Raw genomic sequence first — 13,396 nt, forward strand, 5'->3', positions numbered from 1 at the left:
CGAGCAGGCTCCTGAGGTGTCAACCATTTCCCTGCCTGCAATTCCTGTCTCCCTGACTAGCAACGTCAGCTCTGATATGGAAGCATCATTACGTGCAGTGCTGAGCGGGGAAACCCCTGCCATCGTTGCCCCCAACGAAGACGTTGTGGTCGCTGAGGTTGAGGAGATCGTTGTGGAAGAGTTTGATTCCGTAGATACTGGATCCTTACCAACGCGCCGTGACCGTCTCTCGGGAGAGCCTTCCAACAAGCCTGAACCAGTCTCCATGCTCACCCCAGAGCGTGTTCTGGACGCAAAGAAGAAGCGCGATGCACCAACCGAAGGTTGGAATAAGTTTGTTTATGACATCACCTTCCACGGTGTAAACCTTGGCGATTCCCCGGTAACCCGACACCGTAAAGCCCTTGACGCCAGTATCGGTCGCACCCTTTCCGGCGGCACAAAGTTCATTCCTGTTTTGACCCGCAAGGGTGGCGTTGGTAAAACCACAACGACCACTTTGCTGGGTATGGCCATGGCTCTTGTACGTGAAGACCGTGTCCTAGCTATTGATGCCAACCCAGACCGTGGAACCCTTGCTGAGCGATTCAATAAGACAACTGAGAAGACAGTTCGCGACCTAGTTAACAATGCAGCAAAGGTATTGAGCTTCAACGACTTCTCCGAGTACGTCAACCGTGACAAAACTCGTTTGGATGTTCTGGCCTCAGACACAGACCCTTTCCTTTCGGAAGCTTTCGGTGCGAACGACTACAACGTAGTTGCTGACTTGGCTAGCCGATACTACTCAGTTGCTTTGACGGACTGTGGAACCGGAATTATCCACTCGGTAATGGGCGCAACACTCAAGCGTGCTGATGGCTTGGTCATCGTCTCTGGCGGCTCCTTCGACGAAGCTCGATTGGCTTCTGAGACACTGACCTGGCTTGAATCGAACGGTTATGGTGATCTGGTCAAGAACTCGATTGTGGCCATTAACACGGCGACTCAAGGAACTAACTTGATCAAGCTTCGTGAGATTGAAGATCACTTCAAGTCTCGTGTGCGCGAGACAGTTCGCATTCCTTATGACGCCATGCTTGCTGCTGGTTCTTACATTGACTTCAAGAAGCTCAAGCCTGAAACACAGGAAGCAGCCCGTCAGCTCGCTTCTTTGGTTGTTGACGGCCTCTAAGCATTCACCATCATGACCGAACGTCCCATTCGGATCTTTGGGGATCCCGTCCTGAAGACTCCCACGGAAGAGATTCTGGTTATCGACGAGAAGATTCGTGCTCTCGTTGAAGATCTGATTGATTCAGTCAAAATTCCTGGGCGTGCAGGAGTAGCTGCAACACAAATTGGTGTGGGACTTCGGGCTTTCAGCTACAACGTTCATGGTGACATTGGCTACATCTTGAACCCTCATGTCGTTGAGACCAGCGGGGAGCTCGAGCTCGTCGAGGAGGGCTGCTTGAGTGTTCCCAACCTGTGGTTCAAGACCCCTCGTTACCCTTACGCCAAGGTTGAGGGAATTGACCTTGATGGCAACGTTGTTGTTCTTGAAGGTGAAGGCCTTATGGCGCAGGCACTGCAACATGAATGCGACCACCTAGATGGTCTTGTGTATCTAGATCGTTTAGATCAGCCCACACGCAAGGAAGCGATGCGCCAGGTTCGCGAAAGCGAGTGGTTTTAGTCAACCGCTCCTGATGCACCGGCATACATTCCTTCAATTTCACCGGCGAAATCTTTCACGATGACATTGCGCTTGATGCTCATCTTCGGAGTCAGGTGACCTGATTCTTCAGTGAATTGAATGGGCAAAATCACAAACTTGCGAATGGATTCTGCTCGGGAAACTCGAGCGTTAGCACGGTCCACTGCTGCTTGAACTTCAGCAATGATGGCGGGGTTTTTAGCCGCTTCAGCAATGCTCATGCTGGGATCCATCTTGTTGTTCGTCAGCCACATGGGCAGCATTTCAGAATCCAGAGTAATCAATGCAGAAATAAATGGTTTGGCATCTCCCACAGCGACAACCTGGCTAATCACAGGGTTAGCGCGAATGGGATCTTCCAAGTAAGCAGGCGCAACGTTCTTTCCACCAGCGGTGACAAGAATTTCCTTCTTGCGACCGGTGATGGTGATGTAGCCGTCCTTATCAATTTCTCCGATATCGCCGGTCTTGAACCAGCCATCGTGGAATGTGTCAGCAGTTGCTTGAGGGTTCTTCCAATATTCCTTGAAAACGTTGATGCCAGCAGCTTCAATCTCTCCGTCTTCACCGATACGAACTGAGCACCCAGGAAGAGCAGGTCCAACTGTGCCGATAACAAACTTGGAAGGAAGGTTTATAGATATGGGTGCCGTGGTTTCAGTGAGGCCATAGCCTTCCAGAACCACAAGACCAAGAGCGTGGTAGAAGTGACCCAATCTGTCGCCCAGAGGAGCAGAGCCACTGATGGCGTAGGTGCAGCGTCCGCCTAATGCTGTGCGGAGCTTGGAAAGCACCAACTTATCCATCACAGCAAACTTCAGCTTGAGACCAAGTGGAATGTGACCGGCCATTTCAGCCTTCGAGTATTCAATGGCTGTTTTCGCTGCAGCGCGGAAAATGTTTCCCTTACCGCCTGCTTCAGCCTTTTGCTCAGCTGAGTTGTAGACCTTCTCAAATACGCGAGGAACTGCAAGGAGGAAGGAAGGCTTGAACGACTGCATTGCAGGGAGCAGCTGAGTGGTGTCTCCCTGGTGGCCTACCTTTACGCCACCTTCGATAGCGAGAATCGAAATGAAACGAGCAAAAATGTGTGCTGTTGTAATGAACAACAGGGTCGACGCCTGAGCGTTAACCACCTCGGGGACGGCAGCCCGAGCATTGCGTGAAAGCTCCAAGAAGTTGGAGTGAGTCAACACGCAGCCCTTGGGCTTGCCGGTCGAACCCGAGGTGTAAATCAAAGTGGCGAGGTCGCTGCCGTGAAGAGAGGACCGGCGTTCTTCAACCTCTTCGTCAGAGATCTTGGTACCGGAGATGACCAACGCATCGAGGTCTCCGGCATCAATCTGCCAAACCGATTGAACGTAAGGGGCATCTGAACGGATTTCTTCGAAACGCTTGAGGTGTTCAGGGGTTTCTACGATCAGAGCGACAGCCTCTGAATCTTCCAGAATCCACTGGATCTGGCTCGAGGCGCTTGTTTCATAAATGGGCACGAGTGCTGCACCAGCAAACCACATGGCAAAGTCAATGAGAGTCCACTCATAACGTGTCTTACACATCAGGCCAACGCGGTCACCTGGCTTGATGCCCTGTGAAATGAAACCCTTAGCGAGTGCAATTACTTGTTCTAGGAATTCGGTTGAGGTGACATCTTTCCAGCCGCCATCAACGGGAAGTGAGAAGAGTGCACCGTTGGGTGTTTCTCGCACACGATCAAGTAATACCTGAGTTGTATTTGCCGATGGCTCAGCGGGGACTAAAGCTGGGGTATCGAATTGAACGACACTGGAAACCATGGCAACTCCTTCGGTGTTAACTACACTTTAGTAGTCCCATCATTCCCTCCGTCTACCCTTTTCTAGGAGTTTCCTGTGTATTCCATCGGTATCGATATTGGGGGGACCAAAATCGCCGGAGCATTGGTCAATGACCAAGGAACAATCATTAGCCAAACCCAGGTTCCTTCCCCAGCACACAGTGCACTGGAGATGGAAGATGCCATTGTTGAGTTGATCAAGGAACTCAGTGCAGGTAACCCTGTTCAAGCCGCTGGTGTGGCAGCCGCAGGCTTCATTGATGCTGCACAGTCAACTGTCTATTACGCCCCGAATATTGCGTGGCGAAACGAGCCCCTCAAGGACAAGCTCGAAGCACGAATCGATCTGCCCATAGTTATTGAAAATGACGCTAACGCTGCAGGCTGGGCCGAGTATCGCTTTGGTGCGGGAAAATCCTTCACCCACATGACGATGCTCACTATTGGCACTGGCGTCGGCGGAGCCATCATTGCCAACGGTGAGTTATTTACTGGCGGGTTTGGTGCTGGTGCTGAGCTTGGCCACCTTCGCGTAGAACCGAACGGTTTGGAATGTGGTTGTGGTCAACGCGGCTGTATTGAGCAATATGCTTCAGGCCGCGCACTCTTGCGTTATCTCCGAGAAGAAACCGGTAATGCCACCCTTGATGCACTTGCTGGGAAAAAGCTTCTCGAAGATGGTGACGAAGCAGCTTGGCGCGCAGTCGGAACATTAGGCAGCTGGATGGGTATTGCTTGTGCAAGCCTTTCTGCAGTTCTTGATCCCCAGGTCTATGTCATTGGTGGTGGCGTCGCGGCTGCGGGCGAATTCCTCCTCAAACCCATTCGTGAATCATTCACTTCGAATCTGTCTGCTCAGGGATATCACCCAGAGCCAGAGTTTCGAATAGCTGAACTCGTCAATGATGCTGGCGTTGTAGGCGCTGCTGATCTTGCTCGCAAGCATGCTGAAAAGCTCTCACGGTAAGCTGGAGACATGTTTTATTGGCTGATGAAGAACATCATCGCCGGACCGTTGCTCAAGGGCATCTTCCGTCCGTGGGTCACTGGTGCTGACAACATCCCCAAGACGGGTGCAGTCATTCTGGCTAGCAACCACCTCAGTGTTGTTGATTCTGTTTTTCTGCCTATTTGTATTGATCGCGACATGGTTTTCTTGGCTAAGAGCGAATACTTCACAGGCCGAGGTCTCAAGGGCTGGGCTACTCGCTGGTTCATGAAGGGCACGGGAATGTTGCCTATTGACCGCTCGGGCGGTAAAGCTTCAGAGGCGAGCTTAAACACTGGTCTTCGTGTTCTTGCCGAAGGCCGTGTATTGGGTATTTATCCTGAAGGCACCCGTTCTCCTGATGCCAAGCTCTACCGTGGTCGTACTGGTATCGCACGCATGGTCCTCGAATCTGGTGTGCCTGTAGTGCCTGTGGCCATGATTGACACCGAGAAAGTCATGCCGATTGGTGCTAAATGGCCCAAGATGCGCCGTCCCGGAATCATCATTGGTAAACCTCTAGATTTCTCTCGCTTTCAAGGCATGGAGGGTGACCGTTTCATTCTGCGTGCGGTTACGGACGAAATTGTCTATGAATTGGCAGGTCTTTCTGGCCAGCAATATGAGGATGTTTATGCATCTTCCGTGCGCGAAAAGCGCCCCGCCAACGCAAGATAAGCTTGGTAAGTTGCCTTTTCTTCGAAAAGAGCACTTTGAGACAACATTCATCACCATCTAGGGGAGTACCTCCGTGGCTAGCCAAAATGAGCCCAATATCGTCGCTGACAAATCCGTCATCGAGGGTCTGGATTATTGGCGTTCGCTCCCTATCAAGCAGCAACCTCAGTGGCCCAGTGTAGAAGCAGTTAAGTCTGCCTCTGAGCGCCTTGCAAGCTACCCACCCCTCGTCTTTGCTGGAGAGGTAGATACTCTCCGTGATCGCCTTGCACAAGCAGCTCAGGGCAAGGCATTCCTGCTGCAAGGTGGTGACTGTGCTGAGACTTTTGCTGGTGCGACAGCGGACAAGATTCGCAACCGCATCAAGACCGTCCTGCAGATGGCTGTGGTGTTGACCTATGCCGCTGAAATGCCCGTTATCAAGATGGGGCGTATGGCTGGCCAGTTTGCTAAGCCTCGTTCTAGTGACACGGAAACTCGTGGTGACATCACACTTCCTGCTTACCGTGGAGATATCGTCAACGGTTATGATTTCACTCCTGAAAGCCGTGAGGCTAATCCCGAGCGTCTCGTTCAGGGTTACAACACGGCTGTCTCAACTCTGAACCTGATTCGCGCATTCACCACAGGTGGTTTCGCTGACCTTCGCGAAGTGCATTCTTGGAACAAGGGCTTTGCCAAGAACCCAGCAAACGCTCAATATGAGGCTTTGGCCAGTGAGATTGATCGTGCGATTAAGTTCATGGCCGCATGTGGCGCAGATTTTGATGCGCTCAAGACCACTGAGTTCTTCGTTTCCCACGAAGCACTGTTGATGGACTACGAGCGACCAATGACCCGCATTGACTCACGTACTGGAACTCCCTACAACACCAGTGCACACTTCGTGTGGATCGGTGAGCGAACACGTGAGCTCGATGGTGCTCACGTGGACTTCTTGTCTCGTGTGCGTAACCCCATTGGTGTGAAGCTCGGCCCCACAACAGATGTGGACACGGTCAAGCAACTCATTGAAAAGCTCGATCCCAACCGTGAACCAGGTCGTTTGACCTTTATTACTCGTATGGGTGCGGGCAAGATTCGTGAGGCACTGCCACCACTTCTTGAAGCGGTCAAGGCGAGCGATGCAAATCCACTGTGGATTACTGACCCCATGCACGGTAATGGCATCACCACTCCTAACGGTTACAAGTCACGTCGTTTTGATGACGTTGTCGACGAGGTCAAGGGCTTCTTTGAAGCTCACCGTGCAGTGGGAACTTTCCCCGGTGGTGTTCACGTTGAGCTCACTGGTGACGACGTCACTGAGTGCCTTGGTGGTTCTGAGCAGATTGATGAGAACGATCTTGCCACTCGCTACGAATCGCTGTGTGATCCACGTCTGAACCACATGCAGTCGTTGGAGCTGAGCTTCTTGATTGCTGAAGAACTTAAGAAGTCGTAGTCACTCTTTTCATTCGACTTAACTAACTGTGGCCTCCACCTTTCGGTGGAGGCCACAGTTGTTGGACCCTGTGTTACTTGACGACCTTGTTGAAGCCGGTAACAGGCTGAGCTTCATCGAAGCCAGCAACCTGCTTGCGGAATCCCTTGGTCAGGATTGCCAGGTAAACGATTCCGATACCAGCCCAGATCAGACCACCGGTGAGAGCCTCAGGGGAGAGGTTGACCCACAGGATGACGGTCAACGCAAGACCAAGAACGGGCATCACGATGAACTTGAAGATATCTCCAGCAGTGTGACGACGTCCCTGACGGATTGCGAACCACGCAACAACAGAGATGTTCACGAAGCTGAACGCGACGAGAGCACCGAAGTTGATGAAGTGGACGATGTCAGCAAGAGTCAGAACCACGCCGGTCAAGCAGACAAGGCCTGCAAAGATGACGTTGAAGGTTGGGGTCTGAGTCTTCTTGTTCACGAATCCAAACAACTTGTTGGGGAGAACGTTGTTACGACCCATGACCAGCAACATACGAGCCACAGATGCCTGTGACGCAAGCAGCGACGCAATAGTTGCAGCGAAGCCAGCAGCGGTCAGGATGACCTTCATGGTCTGTCCGCCAACAAGCTCACCGATGATGGGCAGTGTTGAGTCATCAACGTACTGACGGTCTCCACCAGGAGCGAATACGTTCCAGTCGGGGAAGAGTGCTTGAGTGAAGTACGAGGTAACGATGAAGATACCGCCACCGATGAGAACGGTGAGCATGATCGCACGAGGAACAACACGTGGGGTGCGTGCCTCTTCGACATACATCGTGACCGCGTCGAAACCAATGAAGCTAAAGCAGACAATGGTTGCTCCGAGGAGAACAGCAGAGAGGTCTACGCCCTCGTGCATGAATGGTGTTGGGGTGATGAGGGTTCCCTCACCAGCGCCACCAAGCAGCTGGCCAATAACGACAGAGACAAAGCCGATCATTGCCACAACAGCGATGACCAAGAGGATGGTGTTGACGTTGGAGGTTCCACGCATGGTGAAGTAAATGATTCCCGTGCAAAGAAGGGTAAAGAGGATGACCCAAACAGCGCCATCAATGTCGGGGAAGAACGACTCCATGTAGCTGCGCACGATGATGATGTTCACCAGTGGGAGCAGCATGTAGTCCAACATCGAGGTCCAACCCACGACAAAGCCGACGTTGGGGTGGATCGCGTTCTTGGCATAGGTGTATGCCGAACCAGCGGAAGGGAACTGAGAGGTCATCTTGCCGTAGCTGATTGCGGTGAAGACCATCACGATCAGAGCAAATACGTAGGCAAGTGGCACAACGTTGTTGGTTCCTTCAGCAACGAGACCAAAGGTGTCAAATACGACAGTAGGTGTCATGTAACCCAGGCCTAGAGCAACAATTGCCCACATTCCTAGGTTGCGTTTCAGAGCGATTTTTGAGTCAGCTCCGGGGACAAAGGATTCAGGCATGTACTTCTCTCTTCTTTGAGGCCATGAAACAACACGGGTGATGAAACCTGTGTGCGATTACTTACTCTAGTCCTGATTTGAATACGGATGACCTCATATATTGTTCATTTTCGCAACGAAATCCGCACATTTTTATGCCTTGCGCCTTCTGGTAAATGAGTAGTAGTAGCCGGCTTGGAAGTGCACTGTAGTGGTTTTGTTCTCTGTGGCTACGAATCAGGAAAACAACAAGGTGGGTGTACCCCGAAGGGCACACCCACCAAATTGGAGTGAACTAAAGTTTCTTGCTGAAAGCAGCCAAGTGGCTCTCACTAGCGGAACGTAGCTTTTCAAGAGTGGCTACAACAGCAGAGTCAGTAGTTGAGTTAATTGCTGACGTCAGATCAGTGATGTCTGTTTCTTCGATCAGCACCCCAACCTTGTAAGCCTCGGTTTGGCTAGTCATGCCCTGAGCGATGAGCTGGTCATAGAGAGTTTGAAGATCTGGGTTAGTGAACACGCCAATCTCTGAAGATCGTGGATCTGTGAGTCCATACGTGTTGAGTAAATTCAGTACCTGGTCTTGGTGAGTGCTTTCACTGGCCAAGATGTTACTGAATGTGTTTCCGCCCCAGGTTTCTCCAAGGACCGTGTAGACATCGTGCGCTAATTTTTCTTCTTCAATCAAATACAGAAGTAAGTCTTCGGTGCTTGTTGCGCTTGTTGAAATTTCAGTTTCCTGCTCAATTTCTTGAGCTTCGTCCTGGCTGGTCATGGGTTGAGGGGCCTCAGACGATGCAACTGGTGCAGGGGGAGCGCTCGTGACTACGGCTGCTGTAACTCCAGCTGCACCGATAACGACAGCGAGCACTGAAGCTGTGATGATGGTTGATTTCTTCATGGCGAACAACTTTCTGTTGGGATACCTTCAAGATACCCCAGGGGGTATATGTAAAGACTATGTAGAAACTATGAGTTCTCTATGAAAGTCGGTCGGATCGTGGATCGTAATTGCAGCTATCACCAGGGCAATACTGAGGAGCGGTTCGAGAGAAACGTTTCTGCAGTTCACAACCTACGCAGATTCCAAAAGCCGTTTCTAGGAATAGAACACTCATGCAGATTCCGCAGAGAATCAAGACCACCCACAATGGTGCGGCGAGCCAGCCCATTGTGAAGCAACTTGTGAGTGCTATTCCTAACCCCAGACTCCACGCAAATCTCTTTTGAGGAGCTCCAACAAATTCTGGGCGCTGGTGATACACAATCACTCGCCCTAAAGCCAATGTGGGTGAGAACCGAGGGGAAACGAACAATCGGATGAGCATGTCGAACAGGAAGAGAACGGCAAAGGCCCTTAGCGGAATGAGAAAACCTGTAGTCCAGGCAATGACATACCCGGTGAAGCCAATAAGAAAGAGAATCCCTGCGCTAGCTCGCACTTCTCTTTCGTTGAATACCGGTATGTCATAACCGGTAACGAGTTCACCAAATTCTCCCCACGAGCGTTCAGGATTCGGTGCCGTGTTGCCGTTCGTAGTTGTCATTGAGTTCCTCTGAGGCATGATGAAGAGATGAGCGATAAAACTAAAGGGATCATCCTGGTACTTATCCAGTTCGGATTGCTGATTGCCATCATTGGATTACCCCATGGAGACGTATGGGCTGTTACTGAGCTTGTAGGAAACATCGCCGTGCTTTTGTTGATTGCGGGACTAGCAATTACTCTTTTTGGAATAGTCAGTTTGGGTAATTCCTTGACAGCGACTCCCGTTCCCAAAGCAACTGCCGTTCTCAGAACTACTGGAATGTATGCCATTGTCCGCCACCCCATTTACCTTGGCTTGTTACTGATTGGACTTGGCCTCACAGTTCCAGCTGGTTCATTGTTCACAGTTTTTGCTTATGTTCTGTTGATTGTTTTGCTGTCTTACAAAGCTCGGTTTGAAGAACGTTTGCTGTTAGAGAAGTTTCCTACCTACAGGGCATATGCAACACGGGTTGGTCGCATCATTCCTTTAGTGGGAAGACTCAAGAAGTAACTATTCAAATATACCCCAGGGGGTATCCGTATTTAGTGTAAGCTTTTTTCATGGCTTCTGTAGAACTCACCGCTGAAAATTTTGATAACACCATCACTGGCAACGACATCGTTGTCGTTGATTTCTGGGCTGACTGGTGTGGTCCGTGCAAAATGTTTGCACCCACCTTCGAGGCAGCTTCAGAAAAGAACCCTGAAGTCGTGTTTGGAAAAGTAGATACCGAAGCTCAGCAGTCTCTTGCCGCAGCAGCCGGTATTCAGTCCATTCCTACGTTGATGATTTTCCGAGACAGTATCTTGCTGTTCTCACAGGCAGGCGCTCTACCTCCAGCAGCACTTGACGATCTGATTACTCAGGTCAAGGCAATTGACATGACAGAGGTGCACGCTGAGATTGCCAAGCAGCAGGCAGCTGCACAGTCATAAGTAGACCTTCCAAGACAAAGAACCCCTCCACATTGTGGAGGGGTTCTTTGGTTGCTCAGAGTAAAAATTACTTGACGAGTTCGCGACCCCACTTGTCGCGCATACCGCCGGTAGCAATGATGATGATGTCAATGATCCACCACACGCCGAGTCCGCCACCGGTAATCAACTTGAGGAATCCAGTTCCCCATTTTCCGATGAACATACGGTCGATACCGAGGGTGCCGACGAAGATGGAAAGGATGAGGGTGATTGTCCAGTCGCGTGGAGCTGTTTCAGTTTCTGTAGCCATGATTAAACGCTACTCCTCTATTTCGATAGATATCTGACCGTTGTGCAGAACGCGGATAGTGGTTCCATCGTCGAGTTGAACAACCGGCCTATTTTCTAGATAGGTCAACGTCCAATACCAACCTGTTGTGTCTTGCTTGAGTGCAGTAAGTTCTCGTTCCACTTCACTAACAGCTTCACGGACAACAACATCAAGTGACTGCGGTGGTTCCGAATGAGCTGGCCAGCGTGTGCCGAGTTGCATGATTACTCGGCAGGGGTTTCAGGCACAGGTGCCAGCTCAATGTTCGTAACTGAAAGCTCAGCTGCTTCGGTGAAGTTCAGCTTCGCGATGCGTCCGGTTGCCATCAAGTCACCCTGAGCTGCCTCAAGTAAAGAAATGAGAGCCTCTGGTGCTGCAATCGTCGCGGTCAGAACCTCGGTCTTCTGAGAAGCTTTGGCGTCTGTCTTTGCGCGTCGAATACCAATGAGAGCTTCAGAAGCTGCCTTCAGAATGTCGGGGTTCCCGATCTTGTCATTTCCAGGAGCAGGCCACGATGCACGGTGAACACTGTCATCGTGGAACCATGACCATGCCTCTTCAGCTGCAAAAGGAAGCACAGGAGCGAAGAGTCGCAAGAACACTGTCAGTGCCTTGTTCAACGCTGCAGCTGCAGATGCCTGCTCAGGGTGCTCTTCGTTATAGGCGCGTTCCTTGACGAGTTCAAGATAATCGTCTGTGAAAGTCCAGAAGAAGTGCTCGGTAACTTCGAGCGCTTTTGCGTGGTCATAGTTCTCGAGCGCTTCAGTAGCCTCGCGGATGACATCGTGCAGCGATTCAAGCATGCTGAGATCAAGCGGGTTTGTGATCACTGTGTCAGCTGGAGCGTTGAATCCCAGAATGAACTTAGATGCGTTCAAGAGCTTGATCGCTAAACGTCGCCCGATTTTGATCTGAGTGGGGTTCTGAGGATCAAAAGCTGCGTCAGTTCCGAGGCGACTGCTTGCTGCCCAATAACGAACGGCATCAGAACCGTGCTGGTCCAGCATGTCCGCAGGAGTGACCACATTGCCCTTTGACTTGGACATCTTCTTGCGGTCTGGGTCCACAATGAAGCCAGAGATGGCTGCGTTGGTCCAAGGCTTGCCGCCGTTCTGCAGTGCAGAACGCAACATGGTCGAGAAGAGCCAGGTGCGAATGATGTCTTGTCCCTGGGGACGCAGGTCGAAGGGGAAGACTAGATTCCACAGGTCCTCATCACGCTCCCAACCACCAGCAAGTTGTGGGGTGAGGCTCGAGGTTGCCCAGGTGTCCATGACATCAACTTCACCCTGGAAACCACCGGGGATGCCGCGTTGTGCTTCGGTGTAACCGGCAGGTACGTCGGTTGAAGGATCTGCGGGTAGCTGGTTGCGAGTAGCAATGATGGGCTCGTCGAATACGGGGTTTCCATCACCATCAAGTGGGTACCACACAGGAATTGGTACGCCAAAGAAACGTTGACGTGAGACCAGCCAGTCACCGTTCAAACCATTGACCCAGTTTTCATAGCGCACGCGCATGAAATCAGGGTGCCAGGACATTTCCTGACCCAAATCGATGAGCTTTTTCTTAAGTTCGTCATCCTTAGCACCGTTGACTAAGTACCACTGGCGGGTAGACACGATTTCAAGAGGCTTGTCACCCTTTTCGAAGAATTTCACGGGGTGCATGATGGGTTCTGGTTCTCCCAGCATTTCGCCGGATGCTTGAAGCATCTCGACCATTGCCGTCTTTGCGCTGAAAGCTGTCTTGCCTGCGAGTTCAGCGTATGCAGCCTGCGCCTGGGGCGATTCGAGACCTTCGGGAGCTTCAGAAATGAAGCGTCCGTCAAAACCGATTACCGCACGTGTCATCAGATTCAACTCACGCCACCAGATCACGTCGGTGACATCACCGAACGTACAAATCATGGCTATACCTGTGCCCTTGTCGGGCTGGGCAAGGTGGTGTGCAAGGACAGGAACTTCAACACCAAAGACAGGAGTCTTCACGGTCTTGCCGAAGTAGGGCTTGTAACGCTCATCATCTGGATGAGCGACGAGGGCAACGCACGCAGGAAGGAGCTCAGGGCGGCTGGTCATGATCTCAATGTGACCGCCATCAGGCTTGTGGAATGTCAGGCGGTGGTATGCACCAGGCATTTCCTTGTCTTCAAGTTCTGCCTGTGCCACTGCTGTACGGAAGGTGACATCCCACAAAGTAGGCGCCATTGCTTGGTATGCCTCACCGCGAGCGTGGTTATTGATGAAAGCAAGTTGGCTGGTGGTGATGGTCTCGTCCGAGATGGTGCGGTAGGTCTGAGTCCAGTCAACTGAAAGGCCTAATTGACGCCACACATCTTCGAACTGCTTCTCATCTTCGACGGTGAGCTTCTCGCAGAGTTCAATAAAGTTCTTGCGGCTAATGGGGAGTTGATCTGCAGCTTTGGAGCTCTTGTTGTCGCCACCTTCAAAAGGGGGAACAAAGTTTTATATTTATTTTTGTTTGGGATAGCAGCGATATCTTTAATATTTCTGTACTCGACGCTCT

13 protein-coding genes and 1 pseudogene are annotated in these 13,396 nt (G+C 51.3%); 7 read left to right on the forward strand and 7 right to left on the reverse strand.

All coding sequences use genetic code 11. The features are described 5' to 3' along the window. Positions 1 to 1,174 (forward strand): AAA family ATPase (locus tag Q0362_RS00365; protein ID WP_298118479.1); only part of this gene is annotated, 1,174 nt, incomplete at its 5' end. Between the two features lie 12 nt (positions 1,175 to 1,186). Further along, complete coding sequence (def, locus tag Q0362_RS00370; protein ID WP_298118482.1) at positions 1,187 to 1,678, forward strand: peptide deformylase; 492 nt, start codon at positions 1,187 to 1,189, stop codon at positions 1,676 to 1,678. On the opposite strand, the gene Q0362_RS00375 is transcribed toward def, so the two are convergent. Continuing rightward, on the reverse strand, positions 1,675 to 3,495 hold the full coding sequence (locus tag Q0362_RS00375) for a long-chain fatty acid--CoA ligase (protein ID WP_298118486.1): 1,821 nt from the start codon (positions 3,493 to 3,495) through the stop codon (positions 1,675 to 1,677). The two genes, def and Q0362_RS00375, sit on opposite strands and share 4 nt — an antisense overlap. 75 nt (positions 3,496 to 3,570) lie before the next feature. On the opposite strand from Q0362_RS00375, the gene Q0362_RS00380 reads away from it, so the two are divergent. The 3 genes from Q0362_RS00380 to Q0362_RS00390 all read left to right on the forward strand — a co-directional run bounded on the left by Q0362_RS00380 (position 3,571) and on the right by Q0362_RS00390 (position 6,625). Further along, a complete protein-coding gene (locus tag Q0362_RS00380) occupies positions 3,571 to 4,482 on the forward strand; it encodes an ROK family glucokinase (RefSeq protein ID WP_298118490.1) in 912 nt (303 codons plus the stop codon). 9 nt (positions 4,483 to 4,491) lie between these two features. After that, positions 4,492 to 5,181 (forward strand): 1-acyl-sn-glycerol-3-phosphate acyltransferase, encoded by a 690-nt coding sequence (locus tag Q0362_RS00385; RefSeq protein WP_298118494.1) that lies wholly within the window; start codon positions 4,492 to 4,494, stop codon positions 5,179 to 5,181. Positions 5,182 to 5,254: 73 nt separating this feature from the next. Further along, entirely contained in the window at positions 5,255 to 6,625 is a 1,371-nt protein-coding gene (locus Q0362_RS00390) for a class II 3-deoxy-7-phosphoheptulonate synthase (protein WP_298118497.1), read from the forward strand. A gap of 73 nt (positions 6,626 to 6,698) precedes the next feature. Here the strand turns inward: Q0362_RS00390 and Q0362_RS00395 are convergent, their stop codons facing one another. The 3 genes from Q0362_RS00395 to Q0362_RS00405 all read right to left on the reverse strand — a co-directional run bounded on the left by Q0362_RS00395 (position 6,699) and on the right by Q0362_RS00405 (position 9,634). Then, positions 6,699 to 8,048: an APC family permease gene (locus Q0362_RS00395; protein ID WP_298118518.1), complete on the reverse strand. Its 1,350-nt coding sequence runs from the start codon at positions 8,046 to 8,048 to the stop codon at positions 6,699 to 6,701. Positions 8,049 to 8,382: 334 nt separating this feature from the next. Next, positions 8,383 to 8,988 carry a DUF2202 domain-containing protein gene (locus Q0362_RS00400; protein ID WP_298118500.1) on the reverse strand — a complete coding sequence of 202 codons (606 nt, stop codon included), beginning with the start codon at positions 8,986 to 8,988 and terminating at the stop codon, positions 8,383 to 8,385. Positions 8,989 to 9,067: 79 nt separating this feature from the next. Beyond that, the gene (locus tag Q0362_RS00405; protein ID WP_298118503.1) at positions 9,068 to 9,634 is read right to left on the reverse strand and encodes a DUF4395 domain-containing protein; all 567 of its coding nucleotides are present in this window, start codon (positions 9,632 to 9,634) and stop codon (positions 9,068 to 9,070) included. Between the two features lie 27 nt (positions 9,635 to 9,661). Between Q0362_RS00405 and Q0362_RS00410 the strand changes: the two genes are divergently transcribed. Both Q0362_RS00410 and trxA read left to right on the forward strand, forming a co-directional pair. After that, complete coding sequence (locus Q0362_RS00410; protein ID WP_298118507.1) at positions 9,662 to 10,129, forward strand: isoprenylcysteine carboxylmethyltransferase family protein; 468 nt, start codon at positions 9,662 to 9,664, stop codon at positions 10,127 to 10,129. A 50-nt stretch (positions 10,130 to 10,179) separates the two neighbouring features. After that, entirely contained in the window at positions 10,180 to 10,554 is a 375-nt protein-coding gene (gene trxA / locus Q0362_RS00415; protein WP_298118510.1) for a thioredoxin, read from the forward strand. Between the two features lie 67 nt (positions 10,555 to 10,621). On the opposite strand, the gene Q0362_RS00420 is transcribed toward trxA, so the two are convergent. The 3 genes and pseudogenes from Q0362_RS00420 to valS all read right to left on the reverse strand — a co-directional run. Beyond that, on the reverse strand, positions 10,622 to 10,846 hold the full coding sequence (locus Q0362_RS00420; RefSeq protein WP_298118513.1) for a TM2 domain-containing protein: 225 nt from the start codon (positions 10,844 to 10,846) through the stop codon (positions 10,622 to 10,624). Positions 10,847 to 10,855: 9 nt separating this feature from the next. After that, positions 10,856 to 11,089 carry a hypothetical protein gene (locus tag Q0362_RS00425; protein ID WP_298118516.1) on the reverse strand — a complete coding sequence of 78 codons (234 nt, stop codon included), beginning with the start codon at positions 11,087 to 11,089 and terminating at the stop codon, positions 10,856 to 10,858. A 2-nt stretch (positions 11,090 to 11,091) separates the two neighbouring features. Then, positions 11,092 to 13,335: pseudogene (gene valS, locus Q0362_RS00430) on the reverse strand (valine--tRNA ligase); the annotation flags it as partial. Positions 13,336 to 13,396: the final 61 nt, after the last annotated feature.

The organism is uncultured Aurantimicrobium sp., from assembly GCF_936931525.1.
Lineage (GTDB): Bacteria > Actinomycetota > Actinomycetes > Actinomycetales > Microbacteriaceae > Aurantimicrobium.